The sequence below is a fragment of the Mycolicibacterium hodleri genome (genome assembly GCF_025822245.1).
Classification (GTDB): Bacteria; Actinomycetota; Actinomycetes; order Mycobacteriales; family Mycobacteriaceae; genus Mycobacterium; species Mycobacterium hodleri.
This window is the reverse complement of sequence record NZ_JACKTL010000046.1, coordinates 1-18,315: the sequence shown is the minus strand read 5'-3', so window position 1 is coordinate 18,315 and position 18,315 is coordinate 1. Positions and strand designations below refer to the sequence as shown.

The following is an 18,315-nucleotide window of genomic DNA, read 5'->3' as shown; positions in this document are numbered from 1 at the left end:
TCATTCTGGCCCGCTCTTGGCGTTCCCGTCGCTCTTGCTCGCCGTGTCGTCGCCCGCGTTGGCGGCCGGCGGCGTCTCGGCCGCCGGAGTGGTCGGTTCCGAGCTGGCATCGTCGGGCTTCGGGCGGGTGGTGTTCTCGACGGCCGCCGGCTCGACCTTGTTGCCGCTCTTGATGACGTCGGCCGCCTCGGTCTTCTCGGCGTCCTTCTCCTTGGAGGTCTTCACGGGTTCGGTGTCGACCTTCAACGTGGACGTGGCGGTAACCTCCGGAGTCTTGCGCTGCGCTGGCCCGGTGGGAGTCGACGAAACGCTTTGAATCGCAGCCAGTTTCGGCGCCGGTTCCGCGACCGTTGCGGTGTGCGGTGGCGCGACCGCCGCGTCCGGGGTAATCGGCGGCAGCTCGTGTAGTGGCGTACCGATCAGCGGACCGCCGCCGAGGATGTGCTGCACCGCCACCACGACGGGGTTCTCGAAGACCCCGTTGACCAGACCGATGACGAGGGCATTGCCCTTGGCGGCGGCGATCAACCGGCGCTGCACGACGGCGATGGGTCCGCCGCGGTAGTCGGTGACCTCGTCGGGAAAGAAGTCGACGATCGCTTGTCTGGCACCGGGGTCGGTCGTCGCGTCGAGCAGCCGGTTCCGCACGACCTGGATGAGACCGCCGGTGACGAAGTCGCTGATGAACTGGTGCTGATCGGGGTCGGTGAACAGTTGCAGGAAGCGGTGGGCCTCGGACTGGTACACCCCGCCCTCGAAGAAGTCGTCGAGGATCTGGGTCTGGTCGGGGCTCTGCAGTCGGGAGGTGGCCTGCTTCTTGAGGACGCCGGCGATGCCGCCGTGGAAGAAGTCGCCGATCACCTCCTGCTGCTGCGGATCCTGGAACGAGAGGAGCAGCTGGCGGTAGATCGCGGTGGAGACGTTCGCCAACACCGGGGTGACGGCCGGGTCGAAGAGGGTGCTGACCGGCGGTGGTTGGACCACCTGCGCGACGTTGGTGACGGCGGCGGTAAGTGCGACTTCCGTGGCGCGGGCGACGCGAACGTCGTTGGGCGCCAACGGCGACGCGACGGCGGTCACCGACGCGACGGTCAGGGATGCGGCGACGAGGCCGACCCACCGTGACGGCGCGGTGCGACGATGGCGGGGTGTGCGTACCTGTGGTGGATGGCTCACGGTGGGCTCCCTCGCCGGCGATGTCAACAGTTGGTGACATGACCGTAGGACACGCCGGCGACGGTGTCAACGCTTGATGACTTGCGTCGGCCGAAGGGACGCCTCAGGTGACCGCGGCGAGGTGCTCGACGACGTCCCCGGCGCGTCGTCACGCCCCATCTCGATCGGCCGGAACGGAACGCTGATCACCGGCAGGGCGACCAACGGCCAGGACGCCAGCGTCCTGATCTTCGCCGAGGGTCCCATGGTGGCGGCAGTCCGTTTCAACGGCGCCGCAGGTGATCCCGTTCCGCTGGACCTGGTTACCGACTACGGCAAACAGCAAGACGCCAACATCCTCGCGGCCCTGGGCGCGTGAGGGTGCGAGACCTCTGGTCCCGTCGCTTGCGGTAGTGCTCGTCTTCGGCGTCCCTTCGACGCCGCCGACGACGGTGCGTGTCGACCCCTACGCGGCGGCGTCCCCGGCTCCGGTGCCGCCACCCGACTCGTTCGTACCAGCCGTGGTGGTCGACCCGGTACTTCCCGTCGTCGTGGTCCCCGGGGTGGTGGTCGTGGTGGTCGTCGTCGTGGTGCCCGTGCCCGTGGCTGGCGACTCCGTGCTGCCGCCGGGCACGGCCTTGTTGCCGTCGGACGTGACGATCGGATGCAAGCCGTCGTCGCTCGGCAGAGGGTGCGAGGTTGTCGTCGGCGGGTTGGACTTCGTGGTCGGGAGAGTGGACGTCGGAGCCGACGGCGACGAGGTGCCCACCGCGACGGTCGAGCTCGGAGTGGAAACGGACGCCGGGGTCGAGGTGGGCTCTGGAGTCGAGGTGGGCTCCGAAGTGGCGGGAGACGTCGGCGCCGTCGACTGGTCGTCGGCCACCAGCGACAGCCGCGCCGGAGAACTCTGAATCTTCGGCGCGGCCGATGGCGCGGGCGACGCGGGCACCAGGTTGCCAAGCGGGTCGGGCAGCGCAGTGGGTGCGGTGCCGCCCGAGAGCAAATTGGTCACGCCCTGACTGATCGCACCGGGCATGCCGAGTAGTGCCGCGATGACGTTCTGCGGGGGGATGATCAGCGAGAACGGCACGGGTGCCGCCGGATTGGCGTTCACCCGATCGGTGTAACCCATGTCGACCAGCAGGCGCAGCACCGGCTCGACGGCGCTGATGAACGGTTCCGTGAAGGGCGTGAGCCCGGTCTGCGTCGACAATTCCCGCAGTGGTCCGAGCAACGGAAGGGCCCGGTAGTAGAGGACGTAGGTGTCGGTCGAGTCGGTCCCGTCGACCGTGTGGTGCACCGTCGTCACGTAGGCGGGTGTAGTCCCAGGGACGTCGGGGTTGTAGGCCTCGTCGGGATGTGAATACCGCAGCGCCAGAACGGTGTTGAGAAGTGACAGCGGATTGAAGTACGCCGGAAAGTCGCCGTAGGGGTCGTACTCGTTGGCGACGTAGGTCGTGTCGTACCGTGTCGCCTGGCCGGCACCCATCGCGTCGACGAGGCCGGGGACGGGGATCCCGGGGAAGCGTTGGAAGATGCCGCCGTTGGGCGCGAAGGGATTTGCGATCTGGACGAAGCTGAGCTGATCGGCCGACGGGGCGTCGGACGGGTCGAGCTGCTGCAGGTTGCGGCGCTCCTGCTCGACGGCCAGCGTCCCGGCCGAATAACCCACGACGATGATCGACGGCTCGGCGCCGTAGGTGTCGACGATCAGCGCGTGCAGCAGCGGAGTGCCCGCATCCCGGCTGGCGGCCAGATTGAGACCGGAGTCGTACTGCAAACCGGCGTACTGGTAGCCCTTGGGCACGACCGTCGCGTTCAGCTTGGGTGGCACCCGAACGCCGGTGTTGTCGCCGAGTCCGCCGACGCCGATCACGGTGTTGGCCAGTTCGACCATGGAACTCATGGCCGTGGTGTTGGTCGCGTGGCCCGCGACCAGCGCGCCGGAGATGCCTGCGGCGGCCACGCCTACCAACGTGGCCTTGCGAGCGCCGTGCGCCTTCGACTTCCGATGCTTTGCCATGAGTCCCCCCCGAAGCGCTAACGGCGCGTCATTGCGTCCGCGTGGGACGGTACCCGGATAGCTGCCATCATGGCTACATTTTGGCGATCGGATCGTCGTCTAGCGCGTCCTTCGCACGTCTCGACGGCGCCAATGTCGGAGCGGGCGACGGGAATCGAACCCGGGTAGCCAGTGTGGACGCCAGGCCTGTGCCGCGCGCCATGTCCTCGCAGGCGCACTCTGCACCCTGAGATCGGGCCTGAGGAGGGGAAGCGGTGCACGTCGTTCATGCCCAATGCTCATGGGCATGAGTAGCACCGACAACGCGCGGCGCGACCGTCTCGACGAACGCTCGTTTCGTCTGGGCGCCGGGTTCAAGGAACGGGAACGCGAGCAGGTCCTCGAAGTGCTGTCCGCGCTGGGTCCACATCTGGCCAGGTGGGACCCGAGCGAGGTCGAAGTCGACGTGTCCGTGCACGAGCGCGGCGGTAAGGAGCAGCGCGTCACGCTCCGCGCGCTTCTGCCGGGCTGCCCGCCGGTCGTAGCCGTTGGATACGACGCGGATCTCGTGCGGGCTCTCGCCGAAGCCAAGAGGGACCTGATCACTCAGATCGATCGCCAGAAGGCGGAGCGAGAACCCAAGCGCAACCGTCAGCTGCGGCGCGACACCATCCGCCGCCCGGGGTCTAGCGCGGGCGCGGGGTCATGAGCGAGCACGGCCGGCCGGCGACGCTGACTCCGGACGAGCTCGCCCTTCTCGAGGCCGAGCTGGAAAGGCTGAAGCGGCAGCGCGAGCGCGTGGCGGGGGACCTCGACAGCATCCGGGATACGGTCGGCGACCTCGTCGACGCCGATGCGGCGGACCAGATTGCCCTCGCCGACGAGCTGACCGAGATCGACGAGCGGATCGCCGAACTCAACTGGCATCTGCATGGAGGGCCACCCGAGTCCGAGGTGCCGGGAGCACTGCCGGACGGCACCGAGGTGACGCTGCGCTTCCCAAATGAGGAGCTCGTCCACCTGCGGGTGGTCGCGATCGTCGGCGACGTGCCGGTCGTGGACGAGCAGGCGATGTCGCCGGACAGCCCGATGGGGCTCGCGCTGGCAGGCCACCAGCCAGGGGACGTCGTGACGTTCGAGACGCCGCACGGAACACAACAGGTGGAGCTGGTGGCGGTCCGGTACCCCGGCTGATTCGGTACCCCGACCAAGGAGTGTCGCGGGACCGCGAGAGCCGCCGAACCGATGTTCGACGGCCTCCGCGCGGGTACCTGTGGAGCGGGCGACGGGAATCGAACCCGCGTAGCTAGTTTGGAAGACTAGGGCTCTACCATTGAGCTACGCCCGCGTTAGCACTGCACGGGAGACTGTACCGGCGACGACGTATTCAAATCCAATTGATGCCCGCGCAAGGCCAGCCCGTAGTATTCCGACCGCAGTGAAGCACGGGGTGTAGCGCAGCTTGGTAGCGCATCCGCTTTGGGAGCGGAAGGCCGCAGGTTCAAATCCTGTCACCCCGACCGGAACGTCGACACCCGTCGAAGAAGACACAGACATGCAAGGAGTAACGCCGTGAAGAGCACCGTCGAGAAGTTGAGCCCGACCAGGGTTCGCATCAACGTGGAGGTGCCGTTCACGGAACTGCAGCCCGACTTCGACCAGGCATTCAAGGAGCTGGCCCGGACCATCCGGATGCCGGGATTCCGCCCGGGCAAGGTTCCGGTGAAGCTGCTGGAGTCAAAGATCGACAAGCAGGCGATGCTTGACCAGGTCGTCGGCGAGGCCGTCCCGGCCCGCTACAGCGAGGCCATCGCGAGCGCCGAGGTGCAGCCCCTGGGGCAGCCCGAGATCGAGGTCACCAGCAAGGAGTACGGCGGCGACCTGACGTTCACCGCCGAGGTTGACGTCCGGCCCGAGATCACGCTGCCCGACCTGTCGGCGTTGGCCTTCACCGTCGACGCCATCGAGGTGTCCGACGACGAGGTCGACACCGAGCTGCAGAACCTGCGCGCCCGCTTCGGCACGCTCACCGGCGTGGACCGTCCCGCCCAGGACGGCGACTTCGTCTCCATCGACCTGTCGGCCACCGTCGACGGCGAGGACGTCGAGGAAGCCAAGACCGAGGGCCTGTCCCACGAAATCGGATCGGGCAACCTGATCGAGGGCCTCGACGACGCGATCAAGGGCCTCTCGGCCGGGGAGAGCAAGGTGTTCACCACCAAGCTCGTCGCGGGCACGCACGCCGGCGAAGAGGCCGAGGTGACCGTCAAGGTCGTCTCGATCAAGGAACGCGAGCTTCCCGAGCCCGATGACGAATTCGCCCAGCTGGCAAGCGAATTCGACACCATCGACGAGCTGAAGGCGAGCCTGGTCGACCAGGTCAAGCAGGCCAAGCGCATCGGTCAGGCCGAGCAGATCCGCGACAAGGCGCTGGAGACCCTGCTCGAGCAGGTCGAGGTGCCCCTGCCCGAGGCCATCGTCCAGGCTCAGGTCGACGACACCGTGCACAACGCGATCCACGGGCTCGACCACGACGAGGCGAAGTTCGCCGAGGCGCTGGAGGCCGAGGGCAGCACCCGCGAGGAGTTCGACGCCGACAACCGCTCAAACGCTGAGAAGGCCGTCAAGACCCAGCTGTTGATGGACGCCGTCGCCGACCAGCTCGACATCCAGGTCGGCCAGAACGACCTCACCGAGCGTCTGGTGCTGATGTCGCGGCAGTACGGAATCGAGCCGCAGCAGCTGCTGCAGGTGTTGCAGCAGAACAACCAGCTGCCCACCATGTTCGCCGACGTCCGCCGCGGCCTGACCATCGCCGCCGTCGTGCACGGGGCGTCCGTCACCGACTCCGAGGGCAACGAGGTCGACACGACCGAGTTCTTCGGGCCGACGACCCCGATCGAGGTCGACGCCGCCGACGACGCTGACGAGGCCGAGGACTCTGCCGACGAGGCCGTGGAAGCCGACGAGGCCGACGAGGCCAAGTAACCCCGAAGTGACGCTGTGAGCGAACTCCCCCCTCTCGGGGAGTGCTCACCGCGCAGCTTTGGTTAGTGTCAGTGAACGAGTACGCAAACTCGAGAAAGCAGGTATTCCAGCCGTGACTGACATGCGTTCGGGCGCGTCGGGGCTCAACCTCACCGACTCCGTCTATGAGCGGTTGCTGGCCGAGCGAATCATCTTCCTGGGCACCCAGGTCGACGACGACATCGCCAACCGGCTGTGCGCGCAGATTCTGCTGCTGGCCGCTGAGGACCCCAGCAAGGACATCAACCTCTACATCAACTCACCCGGCGGATCGGTGACCGCGGGCATGGCGATCTACGACACGATGGTGCTCGCACCGTGTGACGTGGCCACCTACGCCATGGGTCTGGCCGCGTCGATGGGCGAGTTCCTGCTCGCCGCGGGCACCAAGGGCAAGCGCTACGCCCTGCCGCACGCGCGGATCATGATGCACCAGCCCAGCGCGGGCATCGGCGGCAGTGCCGCCGACATCGCGATCCAGGCCGAGCAGTTCGCGTTGACGAAGAAGGAAATGAACCGGCTCAACTCCGAGTTCACCGGTCAGACGCTCGAGCGCATCGAGACCGACGCCGACCGCGACCGCTGGTTCACCGCCCCCGAGGCGCTGGAATACGGCTTCGTCGACCACATCATCACCCACGCCAACTTCAACGGGAGTGCCTCATGACGCAGCCCCACGGCGGTGCCGTGAATCCGATCCAGGCGCGCTACATCCTTCCGTCGTTCATCGAGCACTCCAGCTTCGGCGTCAAGGAGTCCAACCCGTACAACAAGCTCTTCGAGGAGCGCATCATCTTCCTCGGCGTGCAGGTCGACGACGCGTCGGCGAACGACATCATGGCGCAGCTGCTGGTGCTGGAGTCGCTCGACCCCGATCGCGACATCACCATGTACATCAACTCACCCGGTGGCTCGTTCACCTCGTTGATGGCGATCTACGACACCATGCAGTACGTGCGCGCCGACATCCAGACGGTGTGCCTCGGCCAGGCGGCGTCGGCCGCGGCCGTGCTGCTCGCCGCGGGCACGCCCGGCAAGCGGATGGCTCTGCCCAACGCACGCATCCTGATCCACCAGCCCGCCGTCGGCGGGGCGATCCAGGGCCAGGTCTCCGACCTGGAGATCCAGGCCGCCGAGATCGAGCGCATGCGCACGCTGATGGACACGACGCTCGCCCGCCACACGGGCAAGGACGCCGCGGTCATCCGCAAGGACACCGACCGCGACAAGATCCTCACTGCTGCCGATGCCAAGGAATACGGCATCATCGACACGGTCCTGGAGTACCGCAAGCTCTCGGCTCAGCCGGCCTGACGCACGCCGTGGTGCGATCCGAAGTCTGCTTCGGATCGCACCGCGGGGGCGCGCGTACCGTGGTTCCGGGACGACCCCTCACCGATTGCGTTGACGACACGCCAACGACGTGAGCGCGTTCCGGGGGACCACAGCACACGGCAGGGGATATGTTCTCCCTCGACACAGATGAATACCAACGGCGCTATTCGGCTTTATCGGTCGCACGGCGCCGGAAGGTACGGGTAGCGTCGGGAGAAACCCCGAGGTGATCTTGCACACCGAGACAAACCGACGGCGATCAGGAAAGTAGGGCCGCAGGGACAATGGCACGCATCGGAGACGGCGGCGATCTGCTGAAGTGCTCGTTCTGTGGAAAGAGCCAAAAGCAAGTCAAGAAGCTCATCGCGGGCCCAGGCGTGTACATCTGCGACGAGTGCATCGACCTCTGCAACGAGATCATCGAAGAAGAACTGGCCGACGCCGACGACGTCAAACTCGACGAGCTGCCCAAGCCGGCCGAGATCCGAGAGTTCCTCGAGGGTTACGTCATCGGGCAGGACACGGCCAAGCGCACCCTCGCGGTCGCGGTCTACAACCACTACAAGCGCATTCAGGCGCAGGAGAAGTCGCGCGACTCGCGTGCCGAGCCGGTCGAGTTGGCCAAGTCCAACATTCTGATGCTCGGTCCCACCGGCTGCGGCAAGACCTACCTGGCGCAGACTCTGGCCAAGATGCTCAACGTGCCGTTCGCGATCGCCGACGCCACCGCGCTGACAGAGGCCGGCTACGTCGGCGAGGACGTCGAGAACATCCTGCTGAAGCTGATCCAGGCCGCCGACTACGACGTCAAACGCGCCGAGACCGGCATCATCTACATCGACGAGGTCGACAAGATCGCCCGCAAGAGCGAGAACCCGTCGATCACCCGCGACGTGTCGGGTGAGGGCGTTCAGCAGGCGCTGCTGAAGATCCTCGAGGGCACGCAGGCGTCGGTGCCCCCGCAGGGTGGCCGCAAGCATCCGCACCAGGAATTCATCCAGATCGACACCACGAACGTGCTGTTCATCGTGGCCGGTGCGTTCGCGGGGCTGGAGCGCATCGTCTCCGACCGCGTGGGCAAGCGCGGTCTGGGCTTCGGTGCCGAGGTGCGCAGCAAGGCCGAGATCGACACCCAGGACCACTTCGCCGAGGTCATGCCCGAGGATCTGATCAAGTTTGGTCTGATCCCCGAGTTCATCGGCCGTCTGCCGGTCGTCGCGTCGGTGACCAACCTGGACAAGGAATCCCTGGTCACCATCCTGTCCGAGCCCAAGAACGCGCTGGTCAAGCAGTACAGCCGGCTGTTCGAGATGGACGGCGTGGAGTTGGAGTTCACCCCCGACGCCCTCGACGCGATCGCCGACCAGGCGATCCATCGCGGCACCGGTGCCCGCGGTCTTCGCGCCATCATGGAGGAAGTCCTGCTGCCGGTGATGTACGACATCCCCAGCCGCGACGACGTCGCCAAGGTGGTCGTCACCAAGGAGACCGTCGAGGACAACGTCCTGCCGACGATCGTGCCGCGCAAGCCGCCGCGCGCGGAACGGCGTGAGAAGAGCGCCTAGCCCCTTCAGACAGCAGTCAGGGTCGTGAATCCGAGTGATTCACGACCCTGACTGCTGTCTGGGGACTACTCGGTGGCCTGATTCCACTCGTAGGACAGGAACTTTCCGTCCAGCGTCACCACCACGCGGTCGCCGCCGGGATGCGGCTTCTTCGCGACGTCGACGCTGAAGTTGATGGCACTCATGATGCCGTCGCCGAACTGCTCGTGGATGAGTTCCTTGATCGCCCCGCCGTACACCGACAGCGCCTCGTAGAACCGGTAGATGGTCGGGTCGGTGGGCACCGCGGTCTCGAATCCGCCGCGCAACGGGACGGCCGCCAGCACGGGGATTGCCGCGTCGTCGAGGTCGAGCAGCGCGGCCAGGACGGTGCCGACCTCGGGCGGGATCGGGTGCTGGCCGAGCAACGCCGCAGTGGTCCACACGACCGGGCGGTCGACCGCGTCGGCGAGTTGCTGCCACGTCAGGCCCTTGGCGAGGCGCGCCGCGATGATCTGCTGGGTGATCTCGTCTCTGGTCATGTGCCCAGGGGATCACAGATGCGACGGGCGCGCAGAGGCTCCGAGGCGACGTTCGGCGACGACCTCGTCGACCAGTTCGGCGATCGAGCTGACGCCGTCCCGACGGGCATAGGCGCACTGCAGGTTTCGCGCGGCATCCCGGTAGGTGTCGTCGCCGACGATCTGGCGCACGGCACGCTTGACCATGGCGGCGGTGGGCACGCCGGTGTGCAGGTTTACCCCGACGCCGAACCACTCGACGCGGGCCGCGACCTCCGGCTTGTCCTCGGTGTTGCCGGCGACGACGAGGGGCACACCGGCCGTCAGCGCGCGTTGCACGGCCCCGTACCCGCCGTTGGTCACCATGACGTCGACCGAGGGAAGAAGGACGTCGTGCGGGATGAACTCTGCGGCAAACGTGTTCGGCGGCAACGGATGCCGGAGCTCGCTGACGGGTCGCCCGCCGGTGGTCACCACGACGGTGACGTCCTCGTCGGCGAGCGCCTCGATGGTGGGCTCGATCAGTCTGCTCAGATCGCCGTTGTCGACGGTGCCCTGGGTGACGTGGACGACGGGCCGCTCGGCGGCCAACTCCCGCCACCAGGCCGGTGCGACGAAGCCGTCGGCCGGCAGCGGATTGACCGCACCGACGAAGCGGACGTGCTCGGGCAGGTCGCTGCGGTGGTATTCGAATTCCGGGACCGTGGGGACGATCACCCGGTCGGCGAGAATGGCCGAATCAAGCACGAAGACCGGCAGTTTCGGGTGTCCAAGCGCCGTGAGCATGGTGTCGGCAGCGCGGTGCGATCGGCGCAGCAGTTGCTTCTGCGCCACCAGGTTGAGGACGCGGTTACGCAGCCGACCCGTGAGTCCAATGTGTGGCGAGATCCCGGTGCCCCCAGGTGCGGTGTCCCGGCTGGAGAGGAACAACGGCGACGTGGAATAGGTCAGCACCGGTGGCCGCGCCGCAGGATCACCGAGCAGCATCGGCAGGATGCCGAGGAAGAAGGCGTCGGCCAGGATCACGTCGAACCGGGTGGCTGCCAGCAGTTCGTCCAACGCCGAAGTCTGAAGCGGCATGGGCCGCACGAAGACGTGTTCGACGTCGAAGTTCAGCCGGGCCGCACCCGAGGTCTCGGCGCGTCCGGGCAGGTCGTCGAGCGAGCCGGCCTGGTCGGCGGCGAAGGGCAGCGCGCGCGCCGCCGCTCCCGTCGCGCGCACCTGGTCGGCGAACCGCCCCGAGGTGAGGAAGGTGACGCTGTGTCCCCGTCTCACCAACCCGCGGGCCACGTTGAGCAGCGGGGACACGTGTCCAACGTGCGGGCATGCGGCGATCAGTACTTCTGCCATGGTGATGGCTCCCTCGTGACGTGTAGTGCGTGCATCGACTGGGTCGATGCTTCACGACGAGGGGCGTCGGAGCTTGAAGCTTGGCTGGAGATCGGGTGGAGATCAGTGCTTGACGCGATCCTGGCGGGTGTAGACGTTCATCGACTGGCCGCGTAAGAACGCGACCAGGGTCAGGCCGGCCTGCGCGGCCAGGTCGACGGCGAGCGAGGACGGTGCCGAGACCGCGGCGAGCACGGGAATGCCTGCCATGACGGCCTTTTGGGTCAGCTCGAACGACGCGCGGCCACTGACCAGCAGGACGGTTCCGGTCAGGGGGATGCGGTGGTTCTCCACCGCCCACCCGATGACCTTGTCGACGGCGTTGTGCCGGCCGACGTCCTCTCGGACGACGAGCATCGTGCCGTCGGCGTCGAACAGTGCCGCACCGTGCAAACCGCCGGTGGTGGCGAAGATGCGCTGTGCACTGCGGAGTTGGGTGGGCATGGCGGACAACGTCTCCGACGCGACGACGGTGGGATCGTCACCGGGGGAGTGCTGACTGATCAGCCGGATGGCGTCGATGGAGCCCTTGCCGCAGACACCGCACGACGACGTGGTGTAGAAGTTGCGGGTCACGTCGAGGCTGGGCGTCGGCACGCCGGCCCCCAGCGTCACGTCGAGCACGTTGTAGGTGTTCATGCCGTCCTCGCCGGCGCCGCGGCAGTACTGGACGGCGAGGATGTCGGCGCGCTTGCCGATCACGCCCTCGGTGAGCAGAAATCCCTGCGCCAGTTCGACGTCGGATCCCGGCGTGCGCATCGTCACGGTGATCGCGGTGCCGTTGACGCGGATCTCCATGGGCTCCTCGACGGCGAGCGTCTCGGGCCGGGCGGTGGCGCCGTCGGCGGTGAGATGGCTGGCCCGGCGGCGGGCGGTGACCCTACCCACGGGCTTCCAGTCGAATCTGTACGGCCTTGGAGACCGGGGTGTTCGAGCGGGCCGCCACGTGGTCCAGCGCGACCAGCGAGTTGGTCTCGGGATAGTAGGCCGCCGCGTTTCCGACCGGTGTCGAGTATCCGACGATCAAGAAGTCCTCGGCCCGGCGCTCCTCGACGTCGCCTGCGGCGGTGGTGAATTCGGACACCAGGTCGACGCGCTCGCCGTCGGTGAAGCCGAGGGACGCGATGTCGGCCGGGTTGACGAACACCACCCGACGGCCGCCCTTCACCCCGCGGTAGCGGTCGTCGAGCCCGTAGATCGTGGTGTTGTACTGGTCGTGGCTGCGCAGGGTCTGCAGGATCAGGCGACCCTCCGGCACGGGTATCCACTCCAGTGGGTTGACCGCGAAGTTGGCCTTGCCCGTCGTGGTGGGGAATTCGCGGGAATCGCGCGGCGGATTGGGCAGCTGAAACCCGTCGGGCTGGCGGACCTGGCGGTTGTAGTCGGCGCAGCCGGGCACCACCGCCGCGATGGCGTCGCGCACCCGGTCGTAGTCGGCCTGGAACGCCTCCCACGGCACCGGGTGATCGGCGCCAAGCACGGCGCGGGCCAGCTGGCTGACGATGGCGACCTCGCTGCGGACGTGCTCGCCGGGGGGTTGCAGGCTGCCGCGGGACAGATGCACCATGGACATCGAATCCTCAACGGAGACTTGCTGTTTGACACCGGACTGCAAGTCCTTGTCGGTGCGGCCCAGCGACGGCAGGATCAGGGCCGTGCGCCCGTGCGTCAGGTGACTGCGGTTGAGCTTCGTCGACACCTGCACCGTCAGCGAGCAACTGCGCAGCGCCGCCTCGGTGACCTCGGTGTCCGGGGTCGCCATCGCGAAGTTGCCGCCCATGCCCATGAACACCGACGCCCGGCCGTCGCGCATGGCGCGGATGGCGTCGACGGTGTCCATGCCGTGCTTGCGGGGGCTGACGATGCCGAACTCGGAATCCAGTGCCTGCAGGAAGGTTTCGGGCATCTTCTCCCAAATGCCCATGGTGCGGTCGCCCTGGACGTTGGAGTGTCCGCGCACCGGGCACACCCCGGCGCCCGGCTTGCCGATCATGCCGCGCATCAGCAGCAGATTGGTGAGTTCGGAGATCATGGACACGGCGTGGCGGTGCTGCGTCAACCCCATTGCCCAGCAGGCGACGGTGCGGTCGGAGGCGATCAACATCTGGGCCACGCGTTCGAGCTGACTGCGGTCGACGCCCGTGGCCTCGAGCACCTCGTCGAGGTCGACGGCGCGGGTCTGCGCCTCGTAGGCCTCGAAGTTGGCGCAGTGTTCGGCGACGAAGGCGCGGTCGACCACCGTGCCCGGCGCCAGATCGTCGGCCTCCAGCAGCAGCCGGCCGAGCCCGGCGAAGAGTGCCATGTCGCCGCCGAGGCGGATCTGGACGAACTCGTCGGCGATGCCGATGCCGTGGCCGATGACCCCGTGCACCGTCTGCGGGTCCTTGAAGCGCATCAGACCCGCCTCGGGCAGCGGGTTGATCGCGATGATCTTGGCGCCGTTCTCCTTGGCCTTCTCCAGCACCGAGAGCATGCGCGGATGGTTGGTGCCGGGATTCTGCCCCGCGATGAGGATGACGTCGGCCTTCTCGAGGTCCTCGACGGTCACCGAGCCCTTGCCGATGCCGATCGACTCGGTCAGCGACGTCCCCGAGGACTCGTGGCACATGTTCGAACAGTCCGGCAGGTTGTTGGTGCCGAAGCTGCGGACCAGCAGTTGGTAGAGGAACGCCGCCTCGTTGCTGGTGCGCCCCGAGGTGTAGAAGACGGCCTCGTCCGGGCTGGCGAGGGCGTTGAGGTGCTGGGCGATCACGTGATACGCGTGGTCCCAGCTGATGGGCCGGTAGTGGTCGTCGCCCTCGCGCAGGATCACCGGGTGGGTGAGTCTGCCCTGCTGGCTCAGCCAGTACTCGGGACGCTCGGACAGGTCGGCCACCGAATGCCGCGCGAAGAAGTCCGGGGTGACGACGCGCTTGGTCGCTTCCTCGGCGACCGCCTTCGCGCCGTTCTCGCAGAACTCGGCGAACTTGCGGCCACCGTGCTCCTCGGGCCACGCGCAACCCGGGCAGTCGAAGCCCTTGCGCTGGTTGAGTCGGACCAGCGCCGCCGCCGTACGCAGCGGACCCATCGACGTGACGCCGCGCTGCAGCGAGACCATCACGGCCTTCACCCCGGCCGCCTCGTGCTCCGCTCCGGTGGTGGTCACGGAGTGTTCGTCGTACTTCACCGCAATGTCGCGGCTCACGTCACGACCCGTCATCCGACGCCGAATACCCATGACTCCAATCTAGGCCGGTGGTTCCACGATCTGTACGAGGCCGCCGGAAACGCCCGCGACGAACAACCGTCCGGTGGTGGCGTCCACGCCGAGGGTGTACGGATTCTGCACCGTCGCAACGCGCGCGACTTCGCGGGGCGTGTCGGTCGCCATGTCGTAGCCGACGACCTCGTTGGTGGCCGACGACGCGACCCACAGCCGGTCACGCGTCGGGTCGTAGGCGATGCCGTAGGGCGCCCCGGCCTGGGGCACGCTGGCCACCTCCTTCGGTTCGGTGCTGAACACGCGCACCGCGTTCCCTCGGGTGTCGGCCGCGACGTACCGACCGTGCTTGTCCGCGACCAGGTGGGTCGGGCCCTCGCCGGCCGGCGTGGAGCCCACGATCGTCAGCTTGTCGGCGTCGTAGACGGTGAGATCGTTCTTGCGGACGTCGAGCATGCCCATCAGGTTGCCGACGGGCGCCATGCCCGCGGGTTGCACGCTGTCGGTGAACACCTTGACGATGTCGTCGCCGCGGATGACGGTCGTCGTCCCGCCGTGCTCGTTGGCGACGAACACGCTGCCGTTCGGTGCCTCGGCGGCGTCGTGGGGAACGGTGCCGGTGATGATCTGCGGTTCGGCGGTGCCACCCGGCAGGTCGACGCGGACCAGGGCGTTGGCGCTCTCCACGGGCACCAGCACGGGGCCGCCGGGTTTGGCCAGCTGGAGGTGTCGCACGGCGCCAGGGAGGGGGACCCTCTTGGTCACCTCGCCGGTGTCGGCGTTCATCAGCACCAACTCGTAGGGGTTGCGCTTGGCGACGGCGACCGTGCGGGTCACCGCGTCGACGACGACTCCTTCGGGGGCGTCGCCGACGGGCACCATCAGACCCGGCGGGGTGGTCGCCGGCACCGGTGCCTGGCCGGGTTCTGCCGGTGGCGGCAGGGCGTCGGCCGGTGGACGGGTGCCCTCGGTCGGGACGCCCGTCGGCAGCAGGCCGGTGGTGGTCGGCGTGGTCTGGCTGGCCGTCGGCGCGGGTGGAGCGCCCCCGCAGCCGGCTAGCAACGCGACAGCCGACACCGACGCCAGGAGCATTCTCATGGAGTCCTGCCTACCCGTCGGTGCCGACCGTGGGCCTCGTGGCGGCCAACGGTAAGAATTCCGCCACCAGACCCGTCGTTGCTGAAACTGGACGACGCCGCCGAAAGGGACCACTCCCGGGTGCCCGCCTTCTGTCGGTGACGCCGGCGTAACAGTCCTGGAACAACGCGTTCCTACTGTGGGCCGGTCAGTCCGCGAACCAGTTGCGGACGCGCGCGGAAGAGGAACTCCATTGAGCGGAAACGCGGTCCGTCTGCAGGCGATCAACAACGTCGAGGCCTACGTGCCTCCTGCGATCAGCTTCGACCCCACCGAGGCGCCCGGTGAGATCTGGGGCGCCAACGTCTTCACCCTGGCCGAGATGCGGTTGCGCCTGCCGAAGGCGGCGTACAAGTCCGTGGTGGCCACCATCGAGAAGGGTGCGAAGCTCGACCCCGCCATCGCCGACTCCGTGGCCTCGGTCATGAAGGACTGGGCGCTGTCGAAGGGGGCCACCCACTACGCCCACGTCTTCTACCCGATGACCGGCCTCACCGCCGAGAAGCACGACAGCTTCCTCGAGCCCGTCGGTGACGGCCAGACGCTGGCCGAGTTCGCCGGCAAGACCCTCATCCAGGGCGAGCCGGACGCGTCGAGCTTCCCGTCGGGTGGCCTGCGCAGCACCTTCGAGGCCCGCGGCTACACCGGGTGGGACGTCACCAGCCCGGCGTACATCCTGGAGAACGCCAACGGCAACACCCTGTGCATCCCGACGGTGTTCGTCTCGATGACCGGTGAGGCGTTGGACTACAAGACGCCTCTGTTGCGTAGCCAGCAGGCGATGGGCACCCAGGCCGAGCGCATCCTGAAGTTGTTCGGCCACGAGGACTTCGACCACATCGTGTCGTTCTGCGGTCCGGAGCAGGAGTACTTCCTCGTCGACCGGCACTTCTTCCTGGCCCGTCCCGACCTGATCAACGCCGGCCGTACCCTGTTCGGCGCCAAGCCGCCCAAGGGCCAGGAGTTCGACGACCACTACTTCGGCGCGATCCCCGACCGCGTGCTCGGCTTCATGATGGACACCGAGCGTGAGCTGTTCAAGCTCGGCATCCCGGCCAAGACCCGCCACAACGAGGTTGCGCCAGGGCAATTCGAGATCGCGCCCATGTTCGAACGGGCCAACATCGCCGCCGACCACCAGCAGCTGCTGATGACGACGTTCAAGTCCATCGCCAAGAAGCACGGCATGGAATGCCTCTTCCACGAGAAGCCGTTCGCCGGTGTCAACGGGTCGGGCAAGCACGTCAACTTCTCGCTCGGCAACGCGCAGTTCGGCAGCCTGCTGGTGCCGGGTGACACGCCGCACGAGAACGCGCAGTTCCTGGTCTTCTGTGCCGCGGTCATCCGCGCGGTGCACAAGTTCGCCGGCCTGCTGCGGGTCTCGGTCGCCTCGGCCACCAACGACCACCGCCTCGGCGCCAACGAGGCGCCGCCCGCGATCATCTCGATCTTCCTCGGTGACCAGCTGGCCGACGTGTTCGATCAGATCGCCAAGGGCGCGGCGACGTCGTCCAAGGGCAAGGGCACCATGATCATCGGCGTGGACACCCTGCCGGTGCTGCCGACCGATCCCGGCGACCGCAACCGCACCAGCCCGTTTGCGTTCACCGGCAACAGGTTCGAGTTCCGCGCGCCGGGTTCGGGTCAGACCATCAACGTGCCGATGATCATCCTGAACACCATCATGGCCGACTCGCTGGACTACATGGCGACGTGGCTGGAGAAGGCCGTCGGCGACGGCGAGGACTTCGACATGGCGGTGCAGAAGCTGCTCACCGAGATCATCACCGAGCACGGCGCCGTGGTGTTCAACGGCGACGGCTACTCCGACAACTGGCAGACCGAGGCTGCGGCACGTGGGTTGCCCAACCTCAAGACGACGCTCGACGCCATCCCCGAGTTGGGCAAGCCGGAGGCGATCGCGGTCTTCGAGAAGTACGGCGTCTTCAACGCGCGCGAGCTGCACAGCCGCGAAGAGGTGCGCTACGAGACCTACGTGCTGACGGTCAACGTCGAGGCGAAGCTGACGCTGGAACTGGGGTCGACGGTGATCTTGCCTGCGGCAGTTCGCTATCAGACCGAGTTGGCGTCCAACGTGGCCACCCTCAAGGCGGCGGGCGTCGAGCCCGACACCACATTGCTGGAGATGGTCTCCACGCCGATCTCGGAGCTGACGGGTGCGTTGGCCGCGCTCAAGACGGCGATGGCCGCCCACGGTGGCGACACCGCCGCCGAGGAGGCCGCACACGCGCAGAGCCTGCTGGGTCTGATGGACGCGGTCCGTGCGGCCGCCGACACGCTGGAAGGCATTGTGGCCGACGATCTTTGGCCGCTGCCGACCTACCAGGAGATGCTCTACATCCTCTGATCGATCCCGACGAAACGGGGCACCTTCTGCGGAAGGTGCCCCGTTTTGCACGAGCCACCGAATCTCAACCATTCGAATGATGTGCCGCGGTCGCGACGGTGCTTGTCTGGCAGGAGTCCAGACGCACACGGAAGGGACGGGACGATGTCAGACGAACAACAGAACGTCGAGCTGGTCAAGAAGGGGTATGACGCCTTCGCGGCCGGCGACGTAGAACAGCTCATGAGCCTGCTCGACGACAACGTCGAATGGGTCCAGCCCGGTGGAAGCACGATCAGCGGGACCTACCACGGCAAGGGTGAACTCGGAGGGCTGCTCGCGCGGATGGCCGAGAAGTCGGCGACGGTGACGCCGACCCGATTCGTCGCCGACGGCGACACCGTGATCGTGATCGGCGACGTCAGCCTCGACGGCGAGACCAGTCAGGGCGTCAACGTGTACACGATCCGCGACGGCAAGACCGTCCAGGTCCATGTATACGGCGACACGGCCATGCTGGAGCGCCACTACGGCAAGAAGCAGGTCTCGACCGGCTAGCTGTTCTTCGCAGGCAGGTTGTGAACGGTGAGGCGTTCTATGGGTGACTTGCCGCCGATGCCGGTGTGGGGTCTGTGGTGATTGTAGAGATGAACCCAGGC

General features: G+C 67.3%; 16 protein-coding genes, 2 tRNA genes and 1 pseudogene. 10 read left to right on the top strand and 9 right to left on the bottom strand.

Annotated elements, in window-relative coordinates; all coding sequences use genetic code 11:
* Complete coding sequence (locus H7J06_RS20540) at nucleotides 1-1,176, bottom strand: MotB domain-containing protein (RefSeq protein WP_264040922.1); 1,176 nt, start codon at nucleotides 1,174-1,176, stop codon at nucleotides 1-3.
* Between the two features lie 76 nt (nucleotides 1,177-1,252).
* Here H7J06_RS20540 and H7J06_RS20535 point away from each other — a divergent pair, with 76 nt between their 5' ends.
* The gene (locus H7J06_RS20535) at nucleotides 1,253-1,534 is read left to right on the top strand and encodes a hypothetical protein (RefSeq protein WP_264040921.1); all 282 of its coding nucleotides are present in this window, start codon (nucleotides 1,253-1,255) and stop codon (nucleotides 1,532-1,534) included.
* Nucleotides 1,535-1,621: 87 nt separating this feature from the next.
* Here the strand turns inward: H7J06_RS20535 and H7J06_RS20530 are convergent, their stop codons facing one another.
* The gene (locus H7J06_RS20530) at nucleotides 1,622-3,178 is read right to left on the bottom strand and encodes a PE-PPE domain-containing protein (protein WP_264040920.1); all 1,557 of its coding nucleotides are present in this window, start codon (nucleotides 3,176-3,178) and stop codon (nucleotides 1,622-1,624) included.
* A 286-nt stretch (nucleotides 3,179-3,464) separates the two neighbouring features.
* On the opposite strand from H7J06_RS20530, the gene H7J06_RS20525 reads away from it, so the two are divergent.
* Nucleotides 3,465-3,866, top strand: a complete 402-nt coding sequence (locus tag H7J06_RS20525) for a hypothetical protein (protein ID WP_264040918.1) — start codon at nucleotides 3,465-3,467, stop codon at nucleotides 3,864-3,866.
* Entirely contained in the window at nucleotides 3,863-4,351 is a 489-nt protein-coding gene (locus tag H7J06_RS20520; RefSeq protein WP_264040917.1) for a GreA/GreB family elongation factor, read from the top strand. The genes H7J06_RS20525 and H7J06_RS20520 overlap by 4 nt, the downstream gene beginning before the upstream one ends.
* 80 nt (nucleotides 4,352-4,431) lie before the next feature.
* Here the strand turns inward: H7J06_RS20520 and H7J06_RS20515 are convergent.
* A tRNA-Gly gene (locus H7J06_RS20515) sits at nucleotides 4,432-4,505 on the bottom strand.
* A gap of 98 nt (nucleotides 4,506-4,603) precedes the next feature.
* On the opposite strand from H7J06_RS20515, the gene H7J06_RS20510 reads away from it, so the two are divergent.
* The 5 genes from H7J06_RS20510 to clpX all read left to right on the top strand — a co-directional run bounded on the left by H7J06_RS20510 (nucleotide 4,604) and on the right by clpX (nucleotide 9,084).
* A tRNA-Pro gene (locus H7J06_RS20510) sits at nucleotides 4,604-4,677 on the top strand.
* Between the two features lie 52 nt (nucleotides 4,678-4,729).
* The gene (gene tig, locus H7J06_RS20505; protein WP_264040916.1) at nucleotides 4,730-6,145 is read left to right on the top strand and encodes a trigger factor; all 1,416 of its coding nucleotides are present in this window, start codon (nucleotides 4,730-4,732) and stop codon (nucleotides 6,143-6,145) included.
* A 103-nt stretch (nucleotides 6,146-6,248) separates the two neighbouring features.
* Nucleotides 6,249-6,851: an ATP-dependent Clp protease proteolytic subunit gene (locus H7J06_RS20500; protein WP_162253289.1), complete on the top strand. Its 603-nt coding sequence runs from the start codon at nucleotides 6,249-6,251 to the stop codon at nucleotides 6,849-6,851.
* Nucleotides 6,848-7,498: an ATP-dependent Clp protease proteolytic subunit gene (locus H7J06_RS20495; protein ID WP_264040915.1), complete on the top strand. Its 651-nt coding sequence runs from the start codon at nucleotides 6,848-6,850 to the stop codon at nucleotides 7,496-7,498. The genes H7J06_RS20500 and H7J06_RS20495 overlap by 4 nt, the downstream gene beginning before the upstream one ends.
* A gap of 305 nt (nucleotides 7,499-7,803) precedes the next feature.
* Entirely contained in the window at nucleotides 7,804-9,084 is a 1,281-nt protein-coding gene (gene clpX / locus H7J06_RS20490; protein ID WP_264040914.1) for an ATP-dependent Clp protease ATP-binding subunit ClpX, read from the top strand.
* A gap of 65 nt (nucleotides 9,085-9,149) precedes the next feature.
* On the opposite strand, the gene cynS is transcribed toward clpX, so the two are convergent.
* From cynS to H7J06_RS20465, 5 genes are all read right to left on the bottom strand, one after another.
* Complete coding sequence (gene cynS / locus H7J06_RS20485) at nucleotides 9,150-9,605, bottom strand: cyanase (RefSeq protein ID WP_264040913.1); 456 nt, start codon at nucleotides 9,603-9,605, stop codon at nucleotides 9,150-9,152.
* 12 nt (nucleotides 9,606-9,617) lie between these two features.
* Nucleotides 9,618-10,934, bottom strand: coding sequence for a glycosyltransferase (locus H7J06_RS20480; RefSeq protein WP_264040911.1), 1,317 nt, complete (start codon nucleotides 10,932-10,934; stop codon nucleotides 9,618-9,620).
* A gap of 102 nt (nucleotides 10,935-11,036) precedes the next feature.
* Nucleotides 11,037-11,861: a formate dehydrogenase accessory sulfurtransferase FdhD gene (fdhD, locus tag H7J06_RS20475; RefSeq protein ID WP_264040909.1), complete on the bottom strand. Its 825-nt coding sequence runs from the start codon at nucleotides 11,859-11,861 to the stop codon at nucleotides 11,037-11,039.
* Entirely contained in the window at nucleotides 11,854-14,190 is a 2,337-nt protein-coding gene (locus tag H7J06_RS20470; protein WP_264040908.1) for an FdhF/YdeP family oxidoreductase, read from the bottom strand. The genes fdhD and H7J06_RS20470 overlap by 8 nt, the downstream gene beginning before the upstream one ends.
* Nucleotides 14,191-14,199: 9 nt before the next feature.
* Nucleotides 14,200-15,270, bottom strand: a complete 1,071-nt coding sequence (locus H7J06_RS20465; RefSeq protein WP_264040907.1) for a YncE family protein — start codon at nucleotides 15,268-15,270, stop codon at nucleotides 14,200-14,202.
* A 232-nt stretch (nucleotides 15,271-15,502) separates the two neighbouring features.
* Between H7J06_RS20465 and H7J06_RS20460 the strand changes: the two genes are divergently transcribed.
* Nucleotides 15,503-17,677: a glutamine synthetase III family protein gene (locus H7J06_RS20460; protein ID WP_264040906.1), complete on the top strand. Its 2,175-nt coding sequence runs from the start codon at nucleotides 15,503-15,505 to the stop codon at nucleotides 17,675-17,677.
* Between the two features lie 144 nt (nucleotides 17,678-17,821).
* Nucleotides 17,822-18,214 (top strand): nuclear transport factor 2 family protein, encoded by a 393-nt coding sequence (locus H7J06_RS20455; RefSeq protein WP_264040905.1) that lies wholly within the window; start codon nucleotides 17,822-17,824, stop codon nucleotides 18,212-18,214.
* Here H7J06_RS20455 and H7J06_RS20450 read toward each other — a convergent pair.
* Nucleotides 18,211-18,315, bottom strand: a pseudogene (locus tag H7J06_RS20450) (IS481 family transposase); the annotation flags it as partial. The gene H7J06_RS20455 and the pseudogene H7J06_RS20450 overlap by 4 nt on opposite strands.